This is a genomic window from Streptomyces sp. NPDC093598, from assembly GCF_044764825.1.
In the GTDB taxonomy this organism is placed as follows: Bacteria; Actinomycetota; Actinomycetes; order Streptomycetales; family Streptomycetaceae; genus Streptomyces.
This window is the reverse complement of the sequence record NZ_JBIWIV010000004.1, coordinates 470,834-494,526: the sequence shown is the minus strand read 5'-3', so window position 1 is coordinate 494,526 and position 23,693 is coordinate 470,834. Positions and strand designations below refer to the sequence as shown.

Sequence of the window (23,693 nt, the reverse complement as noted above, 5' to 3'; positions counted from 1 at the left end):
GTGTTCTGGGTGAGGACCATCCCGATACCCTCAATTCCGCCAGCAATCTCGCCAGCACCCTGCACTCCTTGGGGGAGCATGCGGAGGCCCGCCGCATGAATGAGGATGTCCTTGCGCGTCGTGGCCGTGTTTTGGGTAAGGACCATCCCGACACCCTCACTTCCGCCAACAACCTCGCCAGCGCCCTGCAGGGTTTGGGGGAATATGCGGAGGCCCGCCGCATGCATGAGGATGTTCTTGCGCGTCGTGGCCGTGTTCTGGGTGAGGACCATCCCGATACCCTCAATTCCGCCAGCAATCTCGCCAGCACCCTGCACTCCTTGGGGGAGCATGCGGAGGCCCGCCGCATGCATGAGGATGTTCTTGCGCGTCGTGGCCGTGTTTTGGGTGAGGACCATCCCGAGACCCTCTCTTCCGCCAACAACCTCGCCAGAGCTTTGCATGCTCTCCGTCAGTACCCGGAGGCGGTCCGACTCTTGAAGGATGTACGTGCCAGCTACGTATGCCTCTTCGGCGCGAAGCATCCCGACACTCAGCGTGTCACCCGGAATCTCGCCGCTGCACTGACCGCGATGGGAAGGACACATGAGGCGCAGCAGCTGACTGGTCGGAAGTCGAACAAGGGCAAACGCCGCTTTGGCCGCAAACGCCGTTAACGAGCATGGCCAGTGCTTCCAATGCGCGACAGGATTCGCCTTCATACCGTGATCAGCTCCCGGCTCGGGCAGACGCGGCATGAAACCTGACGGCGCTCTTACGGTTATCCGCTTGGTGGGACAAGTGTGGGGCAGCTCCACTCAGTGGTGGCTCAAACCCCTGGTCAGATACAGATGCGCGCGCAGACTGTAAATCTGCCGGCTCAGCCTTCCCAGGTTCGAATCCTGGCGCCGCCACACTGGGGAAGACCCCCTCTCATCTGCGGAGACGCAGGCGAGAGGGGGTTTTTCGTTGGCTCCCCGGTCGATGCATTGTGGACGGGCCTGGACGTGTCTCACCTCATATCCCGCCCGCATCGCACGTTGATCAGTACGTGTCCCCCCGGGCGCCCCCCGCGGTGAGCATGATCACTCGGCTCGACCCACTCCCGCACGGCCGCGTCGATCCGGCTGTTCGCCCGGTCCCGCGTCTGGCCGAGCACCTCGGCGTACACCTGGTGCAGCCCCGCGAGGCCGTTTCCACCTCGATCAGCGCGTCCTCCCGGACCTTCGCCGAACACCTCCCCATAGTCGGTCTCCTGTGTCCGGCCGGCCCTGCCCGCCAACAGCAGTCCCCAACGGCAGCCCAGTACCGGGTGGTTCGCACAACGTCTGCTGAGGGCGTCCGGGGGCCGGAGGAGCAGGCGCCCCGGCAAGCCGACGCACGAGGAGCTGCGGGAGGGACGGCAGCGGGGCGGTGAGCTGGGAGGTCAGGGCCGGAGGGCATGAACTCGTCAGATACGCTGCCGCCTCTTGTAACGGCATTCTCCTGAAGAGGTGTGAATGAAGACAGGCAGACGAACCGTCGCGGTGGCCACGCTCGTGGGGGCGCTGGGGCTCTCGGTGCTGAACGCGCCGGCGGCTCAGGCGGCGGACACCGGTATCACCGTGTCGGACATCGTCATCAACGGCGGCAAGCCGATCGTCGTCGGCACGTCGCAGGAGGTGGAGCCGCCCATCAGTTTCGACATCGCGCTGCCTTCCGGGTACAGCACCTCCGACCCCTCCCGCTACGACGCCTACCCCTTCCTCTACCGCGGCACCATCAAGACGGCGGCCGACACGGGGGAGAACTTCATCCAGCCGGGCAGCTACACCTGCTACGAGATCGACTCCAAGCACGCTCGCTGCGAGGGCAACCTCTACATCGACCCGCACCCGAGCCAGGAGCACGTCGATTCCAACAGCGACGCCACGACCTGGAAGGTCGGCGTCTCGCTGCGGCTGTGGAAGGCCGACGGCGGCCTCAAGACCGGGGAACTGGAGACCCGTTCCACCACCGCCCAGCTCAAGCGCGCGGCCAAGGCCACCACCAACGCCTCGCCGGAGCCGGTCACCAAGGGCAAGCCGATCACCGTCACGGGCAAGCTGACCCGGGCGAACTGGAGCACGAAGAAGTACGACGCCTACAGCGGCCGTACGGTCAGCCTCCAGTTCCGCGCCAAGGGCACCGACACCTACAAGACGCTCAAGAAGGCCACCACCAGCAGCACCGGGGGTCTGAAGGCCACGGTCACCGCCTCGGTCGACGGTTATTACCGCTGGGTGTACTACGGCAACTCCACGACCGGCGTCGCGACCAGCGCGGCCGACTACGTCGACGTGCGCTGACGCCAATCCGCCGGATGGGCCTTCCCAGGTTCGGATCCTGGCGCCGCCACACCGGGGAAGTCCCCCTCTCATCTGCGGAGACGCAGACGAGAGGGGGTTTTCGTTTCGGCCGCCAGGTCCGTGACGAGGGGGCGGCCCGAGGTCGTCGTGATCATGGCCGACCAGGCCGGCGGGCTGGGCGGACCGGGCGGACCGGGTGGACCGGGTCGCCGACGTCAGCGAGCAACTCGACGTGCCCGGGGTGCTGTTGCCGACGGACGGCCACGCGGCCCGGGCCGGCGAGAGTCAGGAGGAACTGCTCAACCGGCTGCCGAGCTGGTTGCCGCCCCCGACGGCTCCCTACTCCCCGGCGTGGGCGAGTTCGATGTCGTGGTCGTCCGCGCCGGAGCCCGGGATCGTCACCTGTCCGCCCGGGGCGGGTAGCCGGTCGCCTCACGCAACGGCAAGAGCTGCCGAATGACCATATCGAGGTCCCGAATGACCATATCGAGGTCCGTAAACGGGCCGCCCCCGCCGCTCGCGCAGTACCCGCAGTCAACGGAGCTCCCCGCAGTCCCCGCAGGGGAGAGGCATGGCCGGTCTGCCCGCGCGGCACACTGACCCCATGTCCTCCCGCCGCAGAGTCTGCCCGGAGTGCCGCCGCGAGATCGCCGTCGTCGCCGGGCGGTACGCACGCCACGACCCGCCCGGCGCCCGCGAGCACGGTGAACTCACCTCGTGCCCGGGCTCCCGCCGCCAGGCCCGGCCGGGCCCGGAGCAACCGTCCCTGGACGGCTACACGGTCCCGGACTTCCCCGGCCAACTGCCCCTGTTCTAGACCCCGCTCGAGCGGTCGGCCGCGAACCTCAGTTCCCGGCCACCGACTTCACCGCCACGGACACCGGCGCCGACCCGCTGATCAGCTCCAGGGTGAGCCCGGCCGTCGCCGAGGTGTCCACCAGCTCCGCCAGTACGGCGGCCACGTCGTCGCGCGGAATCGGGCCGCGGCCCGTCCGCGCCTCCAGACGCACCAGACCGGTGCCGGCGTCGTCGGTGAGCTGACCGGGGCGCAGGACCGTCCAGTCCAGGGCGTCCAGCCCGCGCACGTACGCGTCCGCCTCACCCTTGGCGCGCAGGTACACGTCGAAGATCTCGTCGCCCTGGTGGCGCGGGTCGGCGCCCATGGACGACACGACCACGAAGCGCCGTACGCCCGCCTGCACCGCCGCGTCCGCGAAGAGGACCGCCGCGGCCTTGTCCACCGTGTCCTTGCGGGTCGCCCCGCTGCCCGGGCCCGCGCCCGCCGCGAAGACCGCGGCGTCGGCACCCCTCATCCGCTCGGCGACCTCGTCCACGGACGCCGATTCCAGGTCGAGCACGACCGGTTCGGCACCGGCCTGCCGCAGATCGTCGGCCTGCTCGGCCTTGCGGATGATCCCCGCTACCTCGTCCCCGCGCGCGGCGAGCAACCGCTCCAGCCGCAACGCGATCTGACCATGACCACCAGCGATGACAATGCGCATGCCTTCGACCGTACGCCTGGACAGCACCGTCCGCCGCACGACCTCGGCCACACCACGCCACAGGCCTCACGACACTTCGCCCCGCCCCTGCCGCGGCAGCCCCAGTTCCACCGAGGCCGCCGAATTGCAGTACTCCCGCACCGCGCTGGTCCGCGCCACCACGCGCCCCTGATGCACGACGATCCGGCTGTACGCCAGGGACAGCGCCCCCGCGAGCCGGTCCCCGCGCACCGCCAGCAGCTCGGCCGGGAAACCCGCCTCCACCCGCACCTCGGGCAGCCCCAGCACCGCCCGCGCCGAGGAACTCACCCCGTCGTACGCCTCCTCGGGCGACAGTCCGTAGCGCGAGGCCAGCAGGAAGGCCGCCTCCAGCGGATCGCCGCGCCCCACGGGGTTGGACACGTCCCGCAGCGCCCCGCTCCCGGCGGCCACCCGCACCCCGGCCGTGCGCAGCAGCCGTACCGGAGCCGCCCCGCGCCGGTCGACGCCGCCGCAGCCGCCCTGCGGCAGGCACACCACCGCCACCCCCGCCGCCGCGAGTTGGTCGGCCGTCCGCGAGGCCACGTCGGAGGGCAGCCGGCCGAGGTCGCCGCACGGGCTGAGGGCCACCCCGGGGCGCAGTCCGCCCGCCATCGCCGCGAGCCGGGCCAGCCGGGCCGGATCCCCGGCGTCCGTGTGCAGGTCGACGGGGCAGCCGTGCTCGGAGGCCACCTCCAGGACCGCCTCCGCGTACCCCGTCGGATCCGGGTCGAGGTCCGGCCGGCCGCCCACCACCGAGGCGCCCATCTTCACCGCGTCCCGCAGCATCGCCAGCCCGTCCGCGCCGGCCACCCCGGTCAGCACCCGGGGCATCGCCACCGTCGTCAGCTCCGCCAGCCCGCGCAGTGCCCGCCGCGCCTGCAGCACGGCCTCCAGCGCGCCCAGCCCCTGGACATCGCCCACGCGCACGTGCGCCCGCAGCGCCGTAGCCCCGTGCCCGAGCTGGAGCAGCGCGGCCTCCGTGGCCCGGCGCTGCACGTCCTGCGGCTCGTACGAGACCGGCCCCTCGGTGTCGGCCGACAGGGCCGTGTCGGCGTGGGCGTGCGGCTCGACCGGGGCCGGCAGCAGCAGGTAGCCGCTGAGGTCCACACGCACCCCGCCCGCGCGCGCGGCGCCCGCCCCCAGGCTGCCGGCCGTGCCGACCGCCTCGATGCGCCCGCCGCCCAGCCGCACGTCCACGGTCCGGCCGTCGGTGAGCCGTGCCCCGCACAGCAGCAGCGACGAGGGGTCGGCCGGACCCGGCGAGGACGACGGGGGCGGTGGTGGCTGCGGCCGGCTGTCGGGCATCGCACTCCAGGGGCTCGGGCTGTGCGCGGGAGGACGCATGATCACGCAGAGTGAGACGAGCCTAGGACGGCCTCCCGCCCGCGGCGGGGAGGAGCGCAATAGTCGTACCGGCGTGGTCCGCTCACGGAACGGGAGGCACCCACGAGGCTGCCGGGAGGACGGTCCGCGCGCCCGGGGCGGGGGCCTCGAAACGGATTTGGGTGAACGGCGGCCGAGCGTGTAATGTCTTCATCGCTCGCCCCAATAGCTCAGTCGGCAGAGCGTCTCCATGGTAAGGAGAAGGTCAACGGTTCGATTCCGTTTTGGGGCTCTGGTGTGACTGGTTCCCGTCGCGAGGCGGGGCCCGGACCACATCAAAGCGGTGTAGCTCAGTCGGTAGAGCAAGCGGCTCATAATCGCTGTGTCACCGGTTCAAGTCCGGTCACCGCTACGCTAAGTAGCCGATTGCGGGGTCGGTCCTTCGATCGGCTACTCTTCTTGCGTTAAATGTCCATCCGTTCGTCTTAGGAGCACTCACGTGGCTGCCACCGACGTCCGCCCGAAGATCACGCTGGCCTGCGTGGAGTGCAAGGAGCGGAACTACATCACCAAGAAGAACCGGCGTAACAACCCGGATCGTCTTGAGATGAAGAAGCACTGCCCGCGTTGCAACGCGCACACCGCGCACCGCGAAACGCGATAAAACAGGCTCGTACGCGAGGCCGTTCCCGAGTGATCGGGGGCGGCCTCGCGTCGTTTGAGGGACCCGTACCGGTCAGTAGAGCTACCAGGAGGTGCCGAGCCATGGCGCTCGACCAGTCCTTCGTGGGGCGGACGTACCCGCCCACCGCGCCCTACGAGGTGGGCCGGGAGAAGATCCGTGAATTCGCCGAGGCGGTCGGCGACGCCAACCCGGCGTACACGGATGCGGAGGCCGCCAAGGCACTCGGTCACCCCGACGTGATCGCCCCGCCGACCTTCGTCTTCGCGATCACCTTCAAGGCCGCGGGCGAGGTCGTCCAGGACCCCCAGCTCGGCCTGGACTACAGCCGCGTGGTGCACGGCGACCAGAAGTTCGCCTACCGCCGCCCGGTCCGCGCCGGCGACCGGCTTTCGGTCACCTCGACCATCGAGGCGATCAAGTCCCTGGCGGGCAACGACATCGTGGACGTCCGCGGCGAGGTCCACGACGAGGCCGGCGAGCACGTCGTGACCGCGTGGACCAAGCTCGTGGCCCGCGCGGCCGAGGAGGCGTGAGCGACCCCATGACCGCGAAGATCTCCTACTCCGACGTCGAGGTCGGCACCGAACTGCCCGCCCAGACCTTCCCCGTGACCCGCGCGACCCTCGTCCGCTACGCGGGCGCCTCCGGCGACTTCAACCCGATCCACTGGAACGAGAGGTTCGCCAAGGAGGTCGGCCTGCCGGACGTCATCGCGCACGGCATGTTCACCATGGCCGAGGCGATCCGCGTGGTCACCGACTGGACCGGCGACCCGGGCGCTGTCGTCGAGTACGGCGTCCGCTTCACCAAGCCGGTCGTCGTCCCGAACGACGACCAGGGTGCCGTGATCGAGGTCGCCGGCAAGGTCGCCGCCAAGCTCGACGACAACACCGTCCGTGTGGACCTGACGGCGACCAGCGCCGGGCAGAAGGTGCTGGGCATGTCCCGGGCGGTCGTACGGCTGGCCTGAGCCGCGAAAAGTCCAGGTGAGGGGCGCTTCCCGCTGCGGGGCGCCCCTCACTCGTTTCTCGGACGACTGAACCGCTTGACTAGTTAGTGATTGAGCACTAACTTCGGTTGCATGGTCAGGATGAGTGCGGAAGAGCGGCGCGAGAGCGTCATCCGGGCGGCGACGACCGAGTTCGCCCGGGGCGGTTACCACGGCACCTCGACCGAGGCGATCGCCCGGCGGGTCGGCGTCTCGCAGCCGTACCTGTTCCGGCTCTTCCCGGGCAAGAAGGCGATCTTCCTGGCGGCGGCGCAGCGCTGCGTCGAGGACACCATCCGGATGTTCGCCGAGGCGGCCGAGGGGCTGGAGGGTGAAGAGGCCCGTAACGCCATGGGCGGTGCGTACGTCGAGACCATCTCCGAACAGCCCGAGTGGCTGATGATGCAGATGCAGATGTACCTCGCCGTTGCGGCCGCCGAGGAAGAGGGAGACCACGAGTTCGGCGAGGCGGTGCGCGCGGGCTGGATGCGGCTGTGGGACACCGTCCATCTGCCGCTGGGTGCCGACGCCCACGAGACGACGATCTTCCTGGCCCAGGGCATGCTGATCAACTGCCTGGTGGCCATGGGCTTCCCGGCCGATCACCGGGTCTGGGCAGGACTGAACCTGCCGCCGTCCGACAGCTGACAGACAAGCGCGAGGATGCCGCGCTCCTTTTTGTGGCCGCGAAAGTTAGTAATCAATAACTAATCAATCACCGCCGATTCTCCTTTGGGGGAGCGATGTCACAGCAGACCGCACGTCGCGGGGGAGCCGCCTGGGCCCTCGTCATCACCAGCGTCGCCGGATTCATGGCGGCCCTCGACAACCTCGTCGTCACCACCGCCCTGCCCTCCATCCGCGAGGACCTCGGCGGCGGACTGCACGACCTGGAATGGACCGTGAGCGCCTACACGCTCACCTTCGCCGTCCTGCTGATGTTCGGCGCGGCCCTCGGCGACCGCTTCGGCCGCCGCCGGCTCTTCATCGCGGGCCTCGCCGTCTTCACCGGCGCCTCCGCCGCGGCGGCCATGGCGCCCGGCATCGACTCGCTCATCGCCGCCCGCGCGGTCCAGGGCGCCGGTGCGGCCGTGATGATGCCGCTGACGCTCACCCTGCTGACCGCCGCGGTGCCCGTCGCCAAGCGCGGCATGGCCTACGGCATCTGGGGCGCAGTCAACGGACTCGCCGTCGCCTCCGGGCCCCTCGTCGGCGGCACCCTCACCGAACACATCTCCTGGCAGTGGATCTTCTGGCTGAACGTCCCGCTCGGGCTGGCGCTGCTGCCCCTCGCCCGCCTCCGCCTCGCCGAGTCCCACGGCACCGGAGCCCCGCTCGACGTCCCCGGAACCCTGCTCGCCAGCGGCGGCCTGTTCGGCATCGTCTACGGCCTGGTCCGCGGCCCCGCCGACGGCTGGACCGGTTCCCTCGTCCTGACCGGCCTGTTCGCGGGCTCCGCCCTGCTCGCCGGCTTCGTCCTCTACAGCACACGCGCCAAGAACCCCATGCTCCCGATGCGGCTGTTCCGCTCCCGGGCGTTCGCCGGCATCAACGCGGCGAGCCTGCTGATGTTCCTCGGCATGTTCGGCTCGATCTTCCTGCTCAGCCAGTACCTGCAGGGCGTCCTCGGCTACTCGCCCACCGAGGCGGGCCTCAGGATGCTGCCCTGGACCGGCATGCCGATGCTGGTCGCCCCGATCGCCGGCATCCTGGCCGACCGCATCGGCGGCCGCCCGGTCGTCGCCGCGGGCCTCTTCCTCCAGGCCCTGGGCCTCGGCTACATGGCGGTGGTGGCCACGGCCGACGCCTCCTACACCGCCCAGCTGCCCGCCCTGATCGTCAGCGGCATCGGCATGGCGCTGTTCTTCGCCCCCGCCTCGCACCTGGTGATGTCCAGCGTCCGGCCGTCGGAGCAGGGCGTCGCCTCCGGCGCCAACAACGCCCTGCGCGAGGTGGGCGGGGCGCTCGGCATCGCCGTCATGGCGTCGATCTTCGCGGCCCAGGGCGGCTACGAGACCGGCCAGACCTTCGTCGACGGCATGCGGCCGGCCCTGGTGACGGGCTCCGCGGTGGTCGCGCTCGCGGGCGTCGCGGCCCTGCTGATACCGACCCGGCGGCGCACGGAACGGCAGGCCGAGCCGGCCGAACCGGCACCGGTACTGGAGACGGTCTCCCACTGACCCGAAGGACCCGAACAAGGAGAAGCGGCCATGCCCACCCTTCCCTGGACCGTCCCGAACACCCCGCCCGACGGCACCGAGGTGCACGTCTTCGCCTCCCGCTTCGAGACCCGCACCCTGTGGGGAGCGCTGAAGTTCCTCGCCGGTACGCCCGCCGTCTGGCGGCAGGTCCGCCGCAGCCCCGGCGCGTACGGAGCGACCCTGAGGGCCAAGCCCTTCAAGCGGACCTTCTGGACCCTGTCGGCCTGGGAGTCCAAGGACGCACTGCACGCCTTCGTCCGCGCGGGCGCCCACGGCCCCGCGTCCCGGGGACTCGCCCCGCAGATGAGGGACTCGGCCTTCACCACCTGGCAGGTGAGCAGCGACGAACTGCCGCTGTCCTGGTCCGAGGCGCTCCGCCGCCTGCCCTGACAGCCACCACGCGCGCGTGCGGCCCCCTTCCCCCGCGGAACGGGGCCGCACGCACGCGTGCCCGGTGCCGTCAGTGGCGTCTCGTAGTCTTGAGCCCGTGCAGGAACTCCACGACGCCCCCCTCGCCCCCCTGACCACCTTCCGGCTGGGCGGCCCCGCGACCCGGCTGATCACCGCGACGACGGACGACGAGGTGATCGCCGCCGTCCGCGAAGCCGACGGGACGGGCACCCCGCTGCTGCTCATCGGCGGCGGCTCGAACCTGGTCATCGGCGACAAGGGCTTCGAGGGCACCGCCCTCGTCATCGCCACCAAGGGCTTCTCCCTCGACGGCACGACGCTGGAGCTGGCCGCCGGCGAGGTCTGGACCGACGCCGTCGCCCGGACGGTCGAGGCGGGCCTGGCCGGCGTCGAGTGCCTGGCCGGCATCCCCGGCTCGGCGGGCGCCACGCCGATCCAGAACGTCGGGGCGTACGGCCAGGAGGTCTCCTCCACGATCACGGAGGTCGTCGCCTACGACCGCCGCACCGGTGAGACGGTCACCCTGGCCAACGAGGACTGCGCCTTCTCCTACCGCCACAGCCGCTTCAAGTCCGACCCCGAGCGCTACGTGGTCCTGCGCGTCCGCTTCTCCCTGGAGGACGCCGAGGGCCTCTCCGCGCCCCTCCGGTACGCCGAGACGGCCCGAGCCCTCGGAGTGGAGCCCGGCGACCGCGTCCCCCTCGCCTCAGCCCGCGACACAGTGCTCAAGCTGCGCGCCGGCAAGGGCATGGTCCTGGACCCCGAGGACCACGACACCTGGTCGGCCGGGTCCTTCTTCACCAACCCGATCCTCACGGACACGGACTTCGCGGCGTTCCGCGCACGCGTGCGTGAGCGGCTCGGTGACGGGGTGGAGCCCCCGGCGTACCCAGCCGCCGACGGCCACACCAAGACCTCAGCGGCCTGGCTGATCGACAAGGCGGGCTTCACCAAGGGCTACGGCGACGGCCCCGCCCGCATCTCCACGAAGCACACCTTGGCGCTCACCAACCGGGGGAGTGCGACGACGGAGGACCTCCTCGCCCTGGCCCGTGAGGTCGTGGCCGGAGTCCGCGAGGCCTTCGGCATCACCCTGGTCAACGAGCCGGTGACGGTCGGGGTCAGCCTGTAGGTGCTCGGCGCTGGTGCTGGGGCCGGGGCGTTGCGCAGCTCGGCGTGACGGGGTGCCGCCTGCGCCCACCCGTGCCGCCCAGGCGGCACGCATGCCCGCAGGCGAGCGCACCCGCACCCGCGGTCGTACCCAAGGGGCCGTGTCGGGGGGTGTCCGCCCGCAGCGGTTGGCGCGTCAACGCCAGTCCGTCGGTAGGGAGGCCATCGCGCCGTTCCGAGGACGGACACCCCCCGGCGCGACTCCGACCCACCTTCCGGGCGCCACGCGAAGCACGTCCGCCCGCTACGAGGCCAGCCAGTCGTCCACGCCGGCCAGCAGCTTCGTCTTCACATCCTCCGGGGCCGCCGACCCCCGGACCGACTGCCGAGCCACCTCCGCCAGCTCCGCGTCCGTGAAGCCGTGATGCCGCCGCGCGATCTCGTACTGCGCGGCGAGACGCGACCCGAACAGCAACGGGTCGTCCGCGCCCAGCGCCAACGGCACCCCGGCCTCGAACAGCGTCCGCAGCGGCACGTCCTCCGGCTTCTCGTACACCCCCAGCGCCACATTCGACGCCGGACACACCTCGCACGTCACTTGCCGGTCCGCCAGCCGCTTCATCAGCCGCGGGTCCTCCGCCGCCCGCACCCCGTGCCCCACCCGGTTCGCCCCCAGGTCGTCCAGACAGTCCCGCACGGACGACGGTCCGGCCAGCTCACCCCCGTGCGGCGCCGACAGCAACCCGGCCTCGCGCGCGATCCCGAAGGCCCGGTCGAAGTCCCGCGCCATCCCCCGCCGTTCGTCGTTCGACAGCCCGAAGCCGACCACGCCCCGGTCCGCGTACCGCGTCGCCAGCCGCGCCAGCGTCCGCGCGTCCAGCGGGTGCTTCATCCGGTTCGCCGCGACCAGCACCCGCATCCCGAGCCCGGTCTCCCGCGACGTCGTCTCCACCGCGTCCAGGATGATCTCCAGCGCCGGAATCAGCCCGCCCAGCCGCGGCGCGTACGACGTCGGGTCGACCTGGATCTCCAGCCACCCCGAACCGTCCCGCAGGTCCTCCTCCGCGGCCTCACGCACCAGCCGCTGGATGTCCTCCGGCTCCCGCAGACACGAGCGCGCCGCGTCGTACAGCCGCTGAAAGCGGAACCAGCCCCGCTCGTCCGTCGCCCGCAGGCTCGGCGGTTCTCCGCTGGTCAGCGCCTCACTCAGCGCGTCGGGCAGCCGGACACCGTGCTTGTCGGCCAGTTCCAGGACGGTCGCGGGCCGCATGGATCCGGTGAAGTGCAGGTGCAGATGGGCTTTCGGCAGCTCAGAGACATCACGTACACGCTCCATCCCAGGATCCTGCCGTACGTCCCAGCCGTCCCGGTAGCTGTTTCCCCTTTAGTGGTCTTGCTCGCACAAACAAATGGGGCACATACCGAACGCGGTATGTGCCCCAGGCCGGAGGACCGGCGAAGCGGACGTCAGTCCCTGGCCTCCGCGAGCAGCTTCTGGATCCGGCTCACGCCCTCGACCAGATCCTCGTCACCCAGCGCGTACGACAGCCGCAGATAGCCCGGCGTGCCGAAGGCCTCACCCGGTACGACCGCGACCTCGGACTCCTCCAGGATCAGCGCGGCCAGCTCGACGGTGTCCTTGGGACGACGGCCCCGGATCTCCTTGCCTACCAGCGCCTTCACCGACGGGTACGCGTAGAACGCCCCCTCCGGCTCCGGGCACACGACGCCGTCGATCTCGTTCAGCATCCGCACGATGGTCTTGCGGCGCCGGTCGAACGCCTCTCGCATGGTCGCCACGGCGTCCAGGTCACCGGAGACGGCGGCCAGCGCGGCGGCCTGGGCGACGTTGGACACGTTCGACGTGGCGTGCGACTGAAGGTTGGTCGCGGCCTTGACGACGTCCTTCGGGCCGATGATCCACCCCACGCGCCAGCCGGTCATCGCGTACGTCTTCGCGACACCGTTGACCACGACGCACTTGTCGCGCAGCTCGGGCAGCACCGCCGGCAGCGACACGGCGGAGGCGTCGCCGTAGACGAGGTGCTCGTAGATCTCGTCGGTCAGCACCCACAGGCCGTGCTCGACGGCCCAGTGGCCGATCGCCTCGGTCTCGTGCTCGCTGTAGACCGCGCCGGTCGGGTTGGAGGGCGAGACGAAGAGGACGACCTTCGTCTTCTCCGTACGGGCCGCCTCCAGCTGCTCGACGGTCACCCGGTAGCCGGTCGTCTCGTCGGCGACGACCTCCACCGGGACACCCCCGGCCAGCCGGATCGACTCCGGGTACGTCGTCCAGTACGGCGCGGGCACGATGACCTCGTCGCCCGGGTCGAGGATCGCGGCGAAGGCCTCGTAGATGGCCTGCTTGCCACCGTTGGTGACCAGGATCTGAGAGACGTCCGGCTCGTAGCCGGAGTCGCGCAGGGTCTTCGCGGCGATGGCGGCCTTCAGCTCGGGCAGACCGCCGGCCGGCGTGTAGCGGTGGTACTTCGGGTTCTTGCAGGCCTCGATCGCGGCCTCGACGATGTAGTCCGGGGTCGGGAAGTCGGGCTCACCGGCGCCGAAGCCGATCACCGGCCGCCCGGCGGCCTTGAGGGCCTTGGCCTTGGCGTCCACGGCGAGGGTGGCGGACTCGGAGATCGCGCCGACTCGGGCGGAGACCCGGCGCTCGGTGGGAGGGGTTGCAGCGCTCATGGGCCCCATCGTTTCAGACCGGAAACGCGCGCGGCACGGGGGTTTCACAGACTGAACAACGTCGGGCAAACCCCTGAACAACAGTGCGGATCGCCCGCACGGCCTGGGGGATCTTCAGCGGATTCACGTCAGTCCGCCCCCCGTACCCGAGGCGATCTTCCGCCAACAAGGCCTCCCGCGGGCCCTTTCTGTTCGACGACCGGCCGCGGAGCACGTACACTCTCACCTCGTTGGCCTTCAGCAGGCCGCGCCCGTTCGGTGCACACCAAGCATCCGGATGGATGCGGTACGTTGGGGGACACACAAAGGGTCGTAGCTCAATTGGTAGAGCACTGGTCTCCAAAACCAGCGGTTGGGGGTTCAAGTCCCTCCGGCCCTGCTACACACACCTTCGCCAGGATGTGTGCGCATGTACGTACAGCAATGCACCGCCGTGCGGCTCAGACCGGGCGCGGCACGGCCACGACCCGGAATCAGGTGAGGACGAGTGACGGACGCCGTGGGCTCCATCGACATGCCTGATGCCCAGGACGAGGCGCCGGAGTCGAAGAAGACCCGCAAGGGTGGCAAGCGCGGCAAGAAGGGCCCGCTGAAGCGCCTTGCCCTCTTCTACCGCCAGATCGTCGCGGAGCTGCGCAAGGTCGTCTGGCCGAGCCGCAACCAGCTGACGACCTACACGACCGTGGTGATCATCTTCGTCGTCATCATGATCGGCCTGGTCACCGTGATTGACTATGGGCTCAGCAACGCCGCGAAGTACGTGTTCGGCTGAGCAGTCCGCGAAGAGCGCCGAGGTACCCGGCGCTCCTTTCGCATGTTCCACCCCTATGTATCCAGGAAGAAGCAGCCACCGTGTCTGACCCGAACGTGAACGACGCCATCGAGCCGGTCGAGTCCGTCGAGGACGAGCTCGACACCGTCGAGGGCGCGGACAGCGAGGACACCGAGGCCTCCGCCGAGGTCGAGGCTGCCGACGCCGTCGCGGACGACGCCGCCGAGGCGGAGACCGAGGACGGCGAAGAGGCCGCGGAAGAACTCGAGGAAGAGCCCGAGGACGACCGCGACCCGATCGAGAAGCTCCGCGAGGAACTGCGGGTCCTGCCCGGCGAGTGGTATGTCATCCACACCTACGCCGGCTACGAGAACCGCGTGAAGACCAACCTGGAGCAGCGCGCCGTCTCGCTGAACGTCGAGGACTACATCTTCCAGGCCGAGGTGCCGCAGGAAGAGGTCGTCCAGATCAAGAACGGCGACCGCAAGACGATCAAGCAGAACAAGCTCCCGGGCTACGTCCTGGTCCGTATGGACCTGACGAACGAGTCCTGGGGCGTCGTCCGCAACACCCCCGGCGTCACCGGCTTCGTGGGCAACGCCTACGACCCGTACCCGCTGACCCTGGACGAGATCGTCAAGATGCTCGCCCCCGAGGCCGAGGAGAAGGCCGCCCGCGAGGCCGCCGAGGCCGAGGGCAAGCCGGCTCCGCAGCGCAAGGTCGAGGTCCAGGTGCTGGACTTCGAGGTCGGCGACTCGGTCACCGTCACCGACGGCCCGTTCGCCACGCTGCAGGCGACCATCAACGAGATCAACCCGGACTCGAAGAAGGTCAAGGGCCTCGTCGAGATCTTCGGCCGCGAGACGCCGGTCGAGCTCTCCTTCGACCAGATCCAGAAGAACTAACTTCCGGACTCACCGCTTCCGCGCAGGTCAGGCGATCGCTCCGGCGCTTGCCTGACCTGCGCGGTTTTTGGCCGCGCATCCATACCCGTTATCGTTGTGCGGTATGCCTGCATCCGGGTGGTCCCCGGGCGCGGGCAGGACCCGAATCGAAAGGACCCGGAGAGCTATGCCTCCCAAGAAGAAGAAGGTCACGGGGCTCATCAAGCTCCAGATCCAGGCCGGTGCCGCCAACCCGGCCCCGCCGGTCGGCCCCGCGCTGGGTCAGCACGGCGTGAACATCATGGAGTTCTGCAAGGCCTACAACGCCGCGACCGAGTCGCAGCGTGGCTGGGTGATCCCGGTGGAGATCACGGTCTACGAGGACCGTTCCTTCACCTTCATCACCAAGACGCCGCCGGCCGCGAAGATGATCCTGAAGGCCGCGGGCATCGAGAAGGGCTCCGGCGAGCCGCACAAGACCAAGGTCGCGAAGATCACGCGTGACCAGGTCCGCGAGATCGCCACGACCAAGATGCCCGACCTCAACGCCAACGACCTGGACGCCGCCGAGAAGATCATCGCCGGCACCGCCCGTTCCATGGGCGTCACGGTCGAGGGCTGAGCCCCAACCTCCATCAGCAGAAGTGGCAGGGCCTGCTCGGCCCGGACCACGACTCCTAAGAATCCACAGGAGCAGTAGTGAGCAAGCGCAGCAAGTCCCTTCGCGCTGCGGACGCCAAGGTCGACCGGGAGAAGCTCTACGCCCCGCTCGAGGCCGTCCGTCTCGCCAAGGACACCTCCACGACCAAGTTCGACGGCACCGTCGAGGTCGCCTTCCGCCTGGGTGTCGACCCGCGCAAGGCCGACCAGATGGTCCGTGGCACCGTGAACCTGCCGCACGGCACCGGCAAGACTGCCCGGGTCCTGGTCTTCGCGACCGGTGACCGTGCTGCGGCCGCGGAGGCCGCGGGCGCCGACATCGTCGGCTCCGACGAACTGATCGACGAGGTCTCGAAGGGCCGTCTGGACTTCGACGCCGTCGTCGCCACCCCGGACCTCATGGGCAAGGTCGGCCGCCTCGGCCGCGTGCTCGGTCCGCGTGGTCTGATGCCGAACCCGAAGACCGGCACCGTCACCCCCGACGTCGCCAAGGCCGTCACCGAGATCAAGGGCGGCAAGATCGAGTTCCGTGTCGACAAGCACGCGAACCTGCACTTCATCATCGGCAAGTCGTCCTTCGAGGACACCAAGCTGGTGGAGAACTACGGCGCCGCGCTGGAGGAGATCCTCCGTCTGAAGCCGTCCGCCGCCAAGGGCCGCTACATCAAGAAGGCCGCCATCAGCACCACGATGGGCCCCGGCATTCCGGTCGACCCGAACCGCACCCGCAACCTCCTCGTCGAGGAGGACCCGGCCGCGGTCTGAGCCTGACGGCTCACCCAACCGGTCACGGGCCCCGCACCTCTTACAGGTGCGGGGCCCGTTCCCTTTTCCGGTACGTACGCCGGTGGCCTGGGTTAACGTGCGGGAACCGGATGTGAACGGGGGGACGTATGCAGGGCACGACCGTGCGCCGCGTGGGCCTGGGACTCGCGGTGGCGACCGCGTTGACGGGGATGGCGGCCTGCACCTCCCCGGACACCTCCGACGGTCCCGATCGGAACGACCGTGCCGCGCGTGGCCGGTCCCTCGCCGCCCTGCGGTCCGCCGAGCGCGCCACCGAGCACGCCGAGTCCGCCCGGGTCGAGTCCACGACGACCATGGGCTCGCTGATGTCCATGACCGCCGACGGCATCCTCGGCTGGAACGACGGCATCACCGGCACCCTCACCATCACCTACACCGGCGGCACCATGGCCGACACCATGCGCCGGCTCGGCAGCACCTCGATGGAGGCCCGCTACCTGCCCGACGCGTACTACGCGCGCATGGGCGAGAAGTTCGCCGAGCAGGCCGGCGGCAGACACTGGATCCGGTACGCCTACGAGGACCTCGCAGCCCTCACCGGCGGCTCCGGCGGCCACCTCGGCGACCAGATGCGCAGTACCACCCCCAACCAGTCCGTGAAGCTCCTGCTGTCCTCGGGCGACGTCAGGAAGGTCGGCGAGGAGACCGTCCGCGGCAGGCCCGCCACGCGCTGGTCCGGAACCGTGGCAGCTGCCGACGTCGCCGACGCCGGCCTGAGGAAGCAGCTCACCGAGGCCGGTGTCACCACCGAGACCGTCGACATCTGGATCGACAAGCGGAACCTGCTGGTCAAGAAAGTCGAGAAGGCGCGGATGGCCACGGGCCTGATGACCCAGACCGCGCACTACGCCGACTACGGCGTCACGGTCCGGGCCGAGCGGCCCCCGCAGGCCGACACCGGAGACTTCGAGGACCTGATGCGGAAGCGGACCGGGACGCCCTGAAGCCTCCGCCCAAACCGGATAGATCACTTGTGCCCCTCTGGGATAGGCTCACGGCCTTGCTGTGAAGCAAGCATGTATTCCTTGGGGGGAATCCGATGAAGACATCCATACCTGCCGCCGGGCTGTGCGCCCTGCTTCTCGCCGCCGGTGCGGTGGGCTGCGGTTCCGAGAAGTCGCCGGAGATGACGCCCGCTGCGGCCGTCGCCAAGGCGGCGAAGAACACGGAGGACATCACGTCCCTCCAGTACCGCATGAAGGGCTCGGTCCCGGAGTCCGGCCGTGTCGAGGGCGAGGCGTCCATGCGCCTGAAGCCCACGATCGCCATGAGCATGAAGATGAAGGCGCCCGACCAGGGAGCCGGCGAGACCGTGGAGATCCGTCTCGTCGACAAGGCCATGTACCTCGGTGGGGGAGCCGAGATGGCCAAGCAGATGGACGGCAAGCGCTGGCTGAAGTTCGATCTGTCCGGCTCCGACGCGGCCAAGGACCTGGACAAGATGGGGTCCACGAGCCAGGCCGAGCAGAACCCGGCGGCGGAGTCCACCTTCCTCACGGGCGCCAAGGACGTGAAGAAGGTCGGCAGCGAGAAGGTCGACGGCGTCGAGACCACCCACTACACGGGCACGGTCACGCTCGCCGACCTGCGTGCTTCGCTCAAGGACGCCAAGGCGGAGACCCGCGAGCAGCGCGAGAAGAGCATCAAGCAGTACGAGAAGCTCGGCGTCGACAAGTTCACGATGGACATGTGGGTCGACGGCGAGGACCACACCAAGCAGTTCCGCATGAAGGGCCAGGCCGACAAGGGCCCGATGGACATGACCATCACCTTCCTGGACTACAACAAGCCGGTCACCGTCACGGCCCCGCCGGCCAAGGACGTCGCGGACCTGGGTGAGATGTTCAAGGAGCTGGAGCAGGGCTGAACCGCCCCTGCGCTGATGAGCCGTACGGGCGGATTTGCTTGACGGCGATCCGTTCCCGTACTCTCCTACAGAAGCCAAAGACCGCTGGTCGTTACCGCGCGCTCATCAGAGGGCGCGGTGGCCGAAGGATCCGCTGAACGGCGGACGACCCGCGCAGGTGACACAGGAGAAGCTCCCGGAACCCGCCGCCCAGTGCGCGTGTGGAACCGGTCGAGCTACGCCCCGTGCGCTTGCGCCGGGGCGTTTCGTTTTCCCCAGTCCTCCTTCGGGTCCGCGCGGTCCGAATCACCCGGAAGGAGGCCGAGGCTCATGGCGAGGCCTGACAAGGTCGATGCCGTCGAGGAGATGCGGGACAAGTTCCGCAACTCCAACGCTGCCGTCGTTACCGCGTACACCGGTCTCACCGTCGCGCAGCTCCAGCAGCTGCGTCGTTCACTCGGTGAGAACGCTCAGTACCGTGTGGCGAAGAACACGCTGACCAAGATTGCGGCCAACGAGGCCGGGATCACGACGCTGGACGACCTCTTTGCGGGTTCGTCGGCCGTCGCCTTCGTGACCGGTGACCCGGTCGAGGCGGCGAAGGGTCTCCGTGACTTCGCCAAGGACAACCCCAACCTCGTCATCAAGGGCGGCGTCCTTGACGGCAAGGCGATGTCCGCCGATGAGATCAAGAAGCTTGCGGACCTCGAGTCCCGCGAGGTTCTGCTCTCCAAGCTGGCGGGCGCCTTCAAGGGCAAGCAGTCCCAGGCTGCTCAGCTCTTCCAGGCGCTTCCCTCGAAGCTCGTCCGCACCGTGGACGCGCTCCGTGCCAAGCAGGACGAGCAGGGCGGTGCCGAGTAACTCGGCTCGCATCCCGGCCGCCGCTGCCTGAACGCGGCGACCGTAGCGGGCCAGACGTACGCCCGCCTCACATGTACATCCGGCACCTGCCGAATTAGTGGAAGGACCGCCATCATGGCGAAGCTCAGCCAGGAAGACCTGCTCGCGCAGTTCGAGGAGATGACCCTCATCGAGCTCTCCGAGTTCGTGAAGGCGTTCGAGGAGAAGTTCGACGTCACCGCCGCCGCGGCCGTCGCCGTCGCCGGTCCGGCCGGCCCGGCCGCCCCGGCCGAGGCCGAGGCCGAGCAGGACGAGTTCGACGTCATCCTCACGGGTGCCGGCGACAAGAAGATCCAGGTCATCAAGGTCGTGCGTGAGCTGACCTCCCTGGGCCTGAAGGAGGCCAAGGACCTCGTGGACGGCGCCCCGAAGCCCGTTCTCGAGAAGGTCGCCAAGGACGCCGCCGAGAAGGCCGCCGAGTCCCTCAAGGGCGCCGGCGCCTCCGTCGAGGTCAAGTAACACCCTCGGATCCGTCAGGATCCACGACACGTCCCCGCGGACGTGTAACGCGTAAGCGCGGAAGAGCGATCATCCATCCGGGTGGTCGCTCTTCGGCGTTCTCGGGGGTCGGCCGCGGTTGCCTTGAACCCTCTGTGGCGGGGGGTATGGTGATCTTCGTCGTGTCTCCGGGCGGCTCCGGATCGGGCAGGGGGGCCTTGACGAACCGCACGCAGCGCGCAATTCTCAGGACGCGTCGTCACAGGATCCGAATCCGAGGCATGGATCGACGACGAAGAGGGCAGTATCAACGTGCGTTGAGGGCAGCGCCTTGTCGCAGGAGTGGAACAACGAGGGTGAACACGGGTTTCACGACCCGCACTGGACATCAGTGTGCCAAGTGGCTACACTGACCCTTTGCGCTGCCTGTTAGCTGTCCCCTGCCCGTCACCAGGGGTCTGCCCTCGCCCGAGCATCGACGACAAGACCTGTTGACCTGGCCTTTGGCCCGATCGACGCGGCTTGTCTCCGTGTACGGGAGAGGGGCCGGTACGCGCGTAGTGAGTCCGAGCCCTCGGAAGGACCCCCTCTTGGCCGCCTCGCGCAACGCCTCGACCGCGAATACGAACAACGCCGCCAGCACTGCCCCGCTGCGCATCTCTTTTGCAAAGATCAAGGAGCCTCTCGAGGTTCCGAACCTGCTCGCGCTGCAGACCGAGAGCTTCGACTGGCTTCTCGGCAACACCGCCTGGCAGAGTCGGGTCGAGGAGGCTCTCGAGAACGGTCAGGACGTCCCCACCAAGTCCGGGCTCGAGGAGATCTTCGAGGAGATCTCCCCGATCGAGGACTTCAGCGGGTCGATGTCGCTGACCTTCCGCGACCACCGCTTCGAGCCGCCGAAGAACTCCATCGACGAGTGCAAGGACCGCGACTTCACGTACGCGGCCCCGCTCTTCGTCACCGCCGAGTTCACGAACAACGAGACCGGCGAGATCAAGTCCCAGACGGTCTTCATGGGCGACTTCCCGCTCATGACGAACAAGGGCACCTTCGTCATCAACGGCACCGAGCGTGTCGTGGTGTCGCAGCTCGTCCGTTCCCCCGGTGTCTACTTCGATTCCTCCATCGACAAGACGTCCGACAAGGACATCTTCTCCGCGAAGATCATCCCGTCCCGGGGTGCCTGGCTGGAGATGGAGATCGACAAGCGCGACATGGTCGGTGTCCGCATCGACCGCAAGCGCAAGCAGTCCGTCACCGTCCTGCTCAAGGCGCTCGGCTGGACCACCGAGCAGATCCTCGAGGAGTTCGGCGAGTACGAGTCCATGCGCGCCACCCTGGAGAAGGACCACACCCAGGGCCAGGACGACGCGCTGCTCGACATCTACCGCAAGCTGCGTCCGGGCGAGCCCCCCACGCGTGAGGCCGCGCAGACGCTGCTCGAGAACCTCTACTTCAACCCCAAGCGCTACGACCTGGCCAAGGTCGGCCGCTACAAGGTCAACAAGAAGCTGGGTGCGGACGCTCCGCTGGACGCGGGCATCCTGACCGTCGAGGACATCATCTCGACGATCAAGTACCTGGTGAAGCTGCACGCGGGCGAGACCGAGACGGTCGGCGACAGTGGCACGAACATCGTCGTCGAGACCGACGACATCGACCACTTCGGCAACCGCCGCCTGCGCAGCGTCGGCGAGCTCATCCAGAACCAGGTCCGTACGGGTCTGGCGCGTATGGAGCGTGTCGTCCGCGAGCGGATGACGACCCAGGACGTCGAGGCGATCACGCCGCAGACCCTGATCAACATCCGGCCGGTCGTCGCCTCCATCAAGGAGTTCTTCGGCACCAGCCAGCTGTCGCAGTTCATGGACCAGAACAACCCGCTGTCGGGTCTGACGCACAAGCGTCGTCTCTCGGCGCTGGGTCCCGGTGGTCTGTCCCGTGAGCGGGCCGGCTTCGAGGTCCGTGACGTGCACCCCTCGCACTACGGCCGCATGTGCCCGATCGAGACGCCCGAAGGCCCGAACATCGGTCTGATCGGTTCGCTCGCCTCCTACGGCCGGGTCAACGCCTTCGGTTTCGTCGAGACCCCGTACCGCAAGGTCTTCGAGGGCCAGGTCACCGACGACGTCGACTACCTGACCGCCGACGAGGAGGACCGCTTCGTCATCGCGCAGGCCAACGCGCCGCTGACGGACGACCTCCGCTTCGCCGAGGCCCGCGTGCTGGTCCGCCGCAAGGGCGGCGAGGTCGACTACGTCGGCCCCGAGGACGTGGACTACATGGACGTCTCCCCGCGCCAGATGGTGTCGGTCGCGACCGCCATGATCCCCTTCCTCGAGCACGATGACGCCAACCGCGCCCTCATGGGCGCGAACATGATGCGTCAGGCCGTGCCGCTGATTAAGTCCGAGGCCCCGCTCGTCGGCACCGGCATGGAGTACCGCTCCGCGGTCGACGCCGGCGACGTGGTCAAGGCCGAGAAGCCGGGTGTGGTCCAGGAGGTCTCCGCGGACTACATCACCACCGCCAACGACGACGGCACGTACATCACGTACCGCCTGGCCAAGTTCGCCCGTTCCAACCAGGGCACCTCGGTCAACCAGAAGGTCATCGTCAACGAGGGCGACCGGATCATCGAGGGCCAGGTCCTCGCCGACGGTCCGGCCACCCAGAACGGCGAGATGGCGCTGGGCAAGAACCTGCTCGTGGCGTTCATGCCGTGGGAGGGTCACAACTACGAGGACGCGATCATCCTGTCGCAGCGCCTCGTGCAGGACGACGTCCTCTCCTCGATCCACATCGAGGAGCACGAGGTCGACGCCCGTGACACGAAGCTCGGCCCCGAGGAGATCACCCGGGACATCCCGAACGTCTCCGAGGAGGTCCTCGCCGACCTCGACGAGCGCGGCATCATCCGCATCGGTGCCGAGGTCGTCGCCGGCGACATCCTCGTCGGCAAGGTCACGCCCAAGGGTGAGACCGAGCTGACGCCGGAAGAGCGCCTGCTGCGCGCCATCTTCGGCGAGAAGGCCCGTGAGGTCCGTGACACCTCGCTGAAGGTGCCGCACGGCGAGATCGGCAAGGTCATCGGCGTCCGCGTCTTCGACCGCGAGGAGGGCGACGAGCTTCCCCCCGGTGTGAACCAGCTGGTGCGCGTGTACGTGGCGCAGAAGCGGAAGATCACCGACGGTGACAAGCTCGCCGGCCGCCACGGCAACAAGGGCGTCATCTCGAAGATCCTGCCGATCGAGGACATGCCGTTCCTGGAGGACGGCACCCCGGTCGACATCATCCTCAACCCGCTCGGTGTGCCGTCCCGAATGAACCCGGGACAGGTTCTGGAGATCCACCTCGGCTGGCTCGCCAGCCGTGGCTGGGACGTCTCCGGCCTCGCGGACGACTGGGCGCAGCGCCTGCAGGCCATCGAGGCCGACCAGGTCGCCCCGGGCACCAACGTCGCCACCCCCGTCTTCGACGGTGCGCGCGAGGACGAGCTGGCCGGTCTGCTGAACCACACCATCCCGAACCGCGACGGCGAGCGCATGGTGCTCCCGACCGGTAAGGCGCCGCTGTTCGACGGCCGCTCCGGCGAGCCGTTCCCCGAGCCGATCTCGGTCGGCTACATGTACATCCTCAAGCTGCACCACCTGGTCGACGACAAGCTGCACGCCCGGTCGACCGGTCCGTACTCGATGATCACCCAGCAGCCGCTGGGTGGTAAGGCCCAGTTCGGTGGCCAGCGCTTCGGTGAGATGGAGGTGTGGGCGCTGGAGGCTTACGGCGCCGCATACGCCCTCCAGGAGCTGCTGACCATCAAGTCCGACGACGTCACCGGCCGCGTGAAGGTCTACGAGGCCATCGTCAAGGGCGAGAACATTCCCGAGCCCGGCATCCCCGAGTCCTTCAAGGTGCTCATCAAGGAGATGCAGTCCCTGTGCCTCAACGTGGAGGTGCTGTCCTCGGACGGCATGTCCATCGAGATGCGCGACACCGACGAGGACGTCTTCCGCGCTGCGGAGGAGCTTGGCATCGACCTGTCCCGGCGTGAGCCGAGCAGCGTCGAAGAGGTCTGACGGGAGTTCGGAGGCCTTCGTCATGAAGGCCTCCGGCCCCAGGACCCCCGTATCAGACCCCATGACTTA

23 protein-coding genes and 4 tRNA genes are annotated in these 23,693 nt (G+C 68.9%); 23 read left to right on the top strand and 4 right to left on the bottom strand.

Annotation, left to right across the window (positions count from 1 at the left end; all coding sequences use genetic code 11):
- From ACIRDU_RS17585 to ACIRDU_RS17570, 4 genes are all read left to right on the top strand, one after another.
- Nucleotides 1-656 (top strand): tetratricopeptide repeat protein (locus ACIRDU_RS17585; protein WP_403580102.1); only part of this gene is annotated, 656 nt, incomplete at its 5' end.
- A gap of 130 nt (nucleotides 657-786) precedes the next feature.
- Nucleotides 787-893, top strand: a tRNA-Tyr gene (locus tag ACIRDU_RS17580).
- A gap of 585 nt (nucleotides 894-1,478) precedes the next feature.
- Nucleotides 1,479-2,306, top strand: coding sequence for a hypothetical protein (locus ACIRDU_RS17575; protein WP_403580099.1), 828 nt, complete (start codon nucleotides 1,479-1,481; stop codon nucleotides 2,304-2,306).
- A 604-nt stretch (nucleotides 2,307-2,910) separates the two neighbouring features.
- A complete protein-coding gene (locus tag ACIRDU_RS17570) occupies nucleotides 2,911-3,123 on the top strand; it encodes a hypothetical protein (RefSeq protein ID WP_030839769.1) in 213 nt (70 codons plus the stop codon).
- A 28-nt stretch (nucleotides 3,124-3,151) separates the two neighbouring features.
- Here ACIRDU_RS17570 and ACIRDU_RS17565 read toward each other — a convergent pair whose 3' ends face one another.
- Together ACIRDU_RS17565 and ACIRDU_RS17560 are read right to left on the bottom strand one after the other, a co-directional pair.
- Complete coding sequence (locus ACIRDU_RS17565) at nucleotides 3,152-3,808, bottom strand: NAD(P)H-binding protein (protein ID WP_403580096.1); 657 nt, start codon at nucleotides 3,806-3,808, stop codon at nucleotides 3,152-3,154.
- 66 nt (nucleotides 3,809-3,874) lie between these two features.
- Nucleotides 3,875-5,134, bottom strand: coding sequence for an amidohydrolase family protein (locus tag ACIRDU_RS17560; protein ID WP_403580093.1), 1,260 nt, complete (start codon nucleotides 5,132-5,134; stop codon nucleotides 3,875-3,877).
- A 237-nt stretch (nucleotides 5,135-5,371) separates the two neighbouring features.
- Between ACIRDU_RS17560 and ACIRDU_RS17555 the strand changes: the two genes are divergently transcribed.
- The 9 genes from ACIRDU_RS17555 to ACIRDU_RS17515 all read left to right on the top strand — a co-directional run bounded on the left by ACIRDU_RS17555 (nucleotide 5,372) and on the right by ACIRDU_RS17515 (nucleotide 10,569).
- A tRNA-Thr gene (locus tag ACIRDU_RS17555) sits at nucleotides 5,372-5,444 on the top strand.
- A 47-nt stretch (nucleotides 5,445-5,491) separates the two neighbouring features.
- Nucleotides 5,492-5,564, top strand: a tRNA-Met gene (locus ACIRDU_RS17550).
- Between the two features lie 87 nt (nucleotides 5,565-5,651).
- A complete protein-coding gene (gene rpmG, locus ACIRDU_RS17545; RefSeq protein WP_003948671.1) occupies nucleotides 5,652-5,816 on the top strand; it encodes a 50S ribosomal protein L33 in 165 nt (54 codons plus the stop codon).
- Nucleotides 5,817-5,917: 101 nt separating this feature from the next.
- A complete protein-coding gene (locus tag ACIRDU_RS17540; RefSeq protein WP_388247543.1) occupies nucleotides 5,918-6,370 on the top strand; it encodes a MaoC family dehydratase N-terminal domain-containing protein in 453 nt (150 codons plus the stop codon).
- Between the two features lie 8 nt (nucleotides 6,371-6,378).
- Nucleotides 6,379-6,807 (top strand): MaoC family dehydratase, encoded by a 429-nt coding sequence (locus ACIRDU_RS17535; protein WP_403580628.1) that lies wholly within the window; start codon nucleotides 6,379-6,381, stop codon nucleotides 6,805-6,807.
- Nucleotides 6,808-6,918: 111 nt separating this feature from the next.
- A complete protein-coding gene (locus ACIRDU_RS17530) occupies nucleotides 6,919-7,473 on the top strand; it encodes a TetR/AcrR family transcriptional regulator (protein WP_403580090.1) in 555 nt (184 codons plus the stop codon).
- A 95-nt stretch (nucleotides 7,474-7,568) separates the two neighbouring features.
- Entirely contained in the window at nucleotides 7,569-9,005 is a 1,437-nt protein-coding gene (locus ACIRDU_RS17525; protein WP_403580088.1) for an MFS transporter, read from the top strand.
- Between the two features lie 30 nt (nucleotides 9,006-9,035).
- Entirely contained in the window at nucleotides 9,036-9,416 is a 381-nt protein-coding gene (locus ACIRDU_RS17520) for a DUF3291 domain-containing protein (RefSeq protein WP_403580086.1), read from the top strand.
- Nucleotides 9,417-9,513: 97 nt separating this feature from the next.
- Nucleotides 9,514-10,569: a UDP-N-acetylmuramate dehydrogenase gene (locus ACIRDU_RS17515; protein WP_403580083.1), complete on the top strand. Its 1,056-nt coding sequence runs from the start codon at nucleotides 9,514-9,516 to the stop codon at nucleotides 10,567-10,569.
- A gap of 282 nt (nucleotides 10,570-10,851) precedes the next feature.
- Here the strand turns inward: ACIRDU_RS17515 and ACIRDU_RS17510 are convergent, their stop codons facing one another.
- Both ACIRDU_RS17510 and ACIRDU_RS17505 read right to left on the bottom strand, forming a co-directional pair.
- Nucleotides 10,852-11,883: an adenosine deaminase gene (locus tag ACIRDU_RS17510; protein WP_403580080.1), complete on the bottom strand. Its 1,032-nt coding sequence runs from the start codon at nucleotides 11,881-11,883 to the stop codon at nucleotides 10,852-10,854.
- 131 nt (nucleotides 11,884-12,014) lie between these two features.
- Nucleotides 12,015-13,241 carry a pyridoxal phosphate-dependent aminotransferase gene (locus ACIRDU_RS17505; RefSeq protein ID WP_403580077.1) on the bottom strand — a complete coding sequence of 409 codons (1,227 nt, stop codon included), beginning with the start codon at nucleotides 13,239-13,241 and terminating at the stop codon, nucleotides 12,015-12,017.
- 306 nt (nucleotides 13,242-13,547) lie between these two features.
- On the opposite strand from ACIRDU_RS17505, the gene ACIRDU_RS17500 reads away from it, so the two are divergent.
- The 10 genes from ACIRDU_RS17500 to rpoB all read left to right on the top strand — a co-directional run bounded on the left by ACIRDU_RS17500 (nucleotide 13,548) and on the right by rpoB (nucleotide 23,624).
- A tRNA-Trp gene (locus ACIRDU_RS17500) sits at nucleotides 13,548-13,620 on the top strand.
- Between the two features lie 108 nt (nucleotides 13,621-13,728).
- Nucleotides 13,729-14,013 (top strand): preprotein translocase subunit SecE, encoded by a 285-nt coding sequence (gene secE / locus ACIRDU_RS17495; protein WP_030233953.1) that lies wholly within the window; start codon nucleotides 13,729-13,731, stop codon nucleotides 14,011-14,013.
- 80 nt (nucleotides 14,014-14,093) lie between these two features.
- Nucleotides 14,094-14,918 (top strand): transcription termination/antitermination protein NusG, encoded by an 825-nt coding sequence (nusG, locus tag ACIRDU_RS17490; protein WP_175434213.1) that lies wholly within the window; start codon nucleotides 14,094-14,096, stop codon nucleotides 14,916-14,918.
- Between the two features lie 166 nt (nucleotides 14,919-15,084).
- Nucleotides 15,085-15,519: a 50S ribosomal protein L11 gene (gene rplK / locus ACIRDU_RS17485; RefSeq protein WP_003992325.1), complete on the top strand. Its 435-nt coding sequence runs from the start codon at nucleotides 15,085-15,087 to the stop codon at nucleotides 15,517-15,519.
- Nucleotides 15,520-15,596: 77 nt separating this feature from the next.
- On the top strand, nucleotides 15,597-16,322 hold the full coding sequence (rplA, locus tag ACIRDU_RS17480; protein ID WP_403580072.1) for a 50S ribosomal protein L1: 726 nt from the start codon (nucleotides 15,597-15,599) through the stop codon (nucleotides 16,320-16,322).
- A gap of 128 nt (nucleotides 16,323-16,450) precedes the next feature.
- Entirely contained in the window at nucleotides 16,451-17,308 is an 858-nt protein-coding gene (locus ACIRDU_RS17475) for a hypothetical protein (RefSeq protein WP_403580069.1), read from the top strand.
- A 95-nt stretch (nucleotides 17,309-17,403) separates the two neighbouring features.
- Complete coding sequence (locus tag ACIRDU_RS17470; protein WP_403580066.1) at nucleotides 17,404-18,231, top strand: DUF1396 domain-containing protein; 828 nt, start codon at nucleotides 17,404-17,406, stop codon at nucleotides 18,229-18,231.
- 309 nt (nucleotides 18,232-18,540) lie between these two features.
- Nucleotides 18,541-19,071 (top strand): 50S ribosomal protein L10, encoded by a 531-nt coding sequence (gene rplJ / locus ACIRDU_RS17465; protein WP_361923130.1) that lies wholly within the window; start codon nucleotides 18,541-18,543, stop codon nucleotides 19,069-19,071.
- Between the two features lie 114 nt (nucleotides 19,072-19,185).
- The gene (gene rplL / locus ACIRDU_RS17460; RefSeq protein WP_030839722.1) at nucleotides 19,186-19,569 is read left to right on the top strand and encodes a 50S ribosomal protein L7/L12; all 384 of its coding nucleotides are present in this window, start codon (nucleotides 19,186-19,188) and stop codon (nucleotides 19,567-19,569) included.
- Between the two features lie 569 nt (nucleotides 19,570-20,138).
- Nucleotides 20,139-23,624 (top strand): DNA-directed RNA polymerase subunit beta, encoded by a 3,486-nt coding sequence (gene rpoB / locus ACIRDU_RS17455; RefSeq protein WP_403580063.1) that lies wholly within the window; start codon nucleotides 20,139-20,141, stop codon nucleotides 23,622-23,624.
- The last annotated feature ends 69 nt before the right edge of the window (nucleotides 23,625-23,693 follow it).

Bases quoted from the DNA above. Each gene is read 5' to 3' on its own strand.
- ACIRDU_RS17520 (WP_403580086.1), top strand. From the start codon at position 9,036: ATGCCCACCCTTCCCTGGACCGTCCCGAACACCCCGCCCGACGGCACC.
- rplK (WP_003992325.1), top strand. From the start codon at position 15,085: ATGCCTCCCAAGAAGAAGAAGGTCACGGGGCTCATCAAGCTCCAGATC.
- ACIRDU_RS17560 (WP_403580093.1), bottom strand. From the start codon at position 5,134: ATGCCCGACAGCCGGCCGCAGCCACCACCGCCCCCGTCGTCCTCGCCG.
- ACIRDU_RS17510 (WP_403580080.1), bottom strand. From the start codon at position 11,883: ATGGAGCGTGTACGTGATGTCTCTGAGCTGCCGAAAGCCCATCTGCAC.
- rplL (WP_030839722.1), top strand. From the start codon at position 19,186: ATGGCGAAGCTCAGCCAGGAAGACCTGCTCGCGCAGTTCGAGGAGATG.
- ACIRDU_RS17570 (WP_030839769.1), top strand. From the start codon at position 2,911: ATGTCCTCCCGCCGCAGAGTCTGCCCGGAGTGCCGCCGCGAGATCGCC.
- ACIRDU_RS17575 (WP_403580099.1), top strand. From the start codon at position 1,479: ATGAAGACAGGCAGACGAACCGTCGCGGTGGCCACGCTCGTGGGGGCG.
- ACIRDU_RS17475 (WP_403580069.1), top strand. From the start codon at position 16,451: ATGCAGGGCACGACCGTGCGCCGCGTGGGCCTGGGACTCGCGGTGGCG.
- ACIRDU_RS17540 (WP_388247543.1), top strand. From the start codon at position 5,918: ATGGCGCTCGACCAGTCCTTCGTGGGGCGGACGTACCCGCCCACCGCG.
- ACIRDU_RS17530 (WP_403580090.1), top strand. From the start codon at position 6,919: ATGGTCAGGATGAGTGCGGAAGAGCGGCGCGAGAGCGTCATCCGGGCG.
- ACIRDU_RS17565 (WP_403580096.1), bottom strand. From the start codon at position 3,808: ATGCGCATTGTCATCGCTGGTGGTCATGGTCAGATCGCGTTGCGGCTG.
- ACIRDU_RS17535 (WP_403580628.1), top strand. From the start codon at position 6,379: ATGACCGCGAAGATCTCCTACTCCGACGTCGAGGTCGGCACCGAACTG.
- ACIRDU_RS17505 (WP_403580077.1), bottom strand. From the start codon at position 13,241: ATGAGCGCTGCAACCCCTCCCACCGAGCGCCGGGTCTCCGCCCGAGTC.
- ACIRDU_RS17470 (WP_403580066.1), top strand. From the start codon at position 17,404: ATGAAGACATCCATACCTGCCGCCGGGCTGTGCGCCCTGCTTCTCGCC.
- ACIRDU_RS17525 (WP_403580088.1), top strand. From the start codon at position 7,569: ATGTCACAGCAGACCGCACGTCGCGGGGGAGCCGCCTGGGCCCTCGTC.
- rplJ (WP_361923130.1), top strand. From the start codon at position 18,541: ATGGCGAGGCCTGACAAGGTCGATGCCGTCGAGGAGATGCGGGACAAG.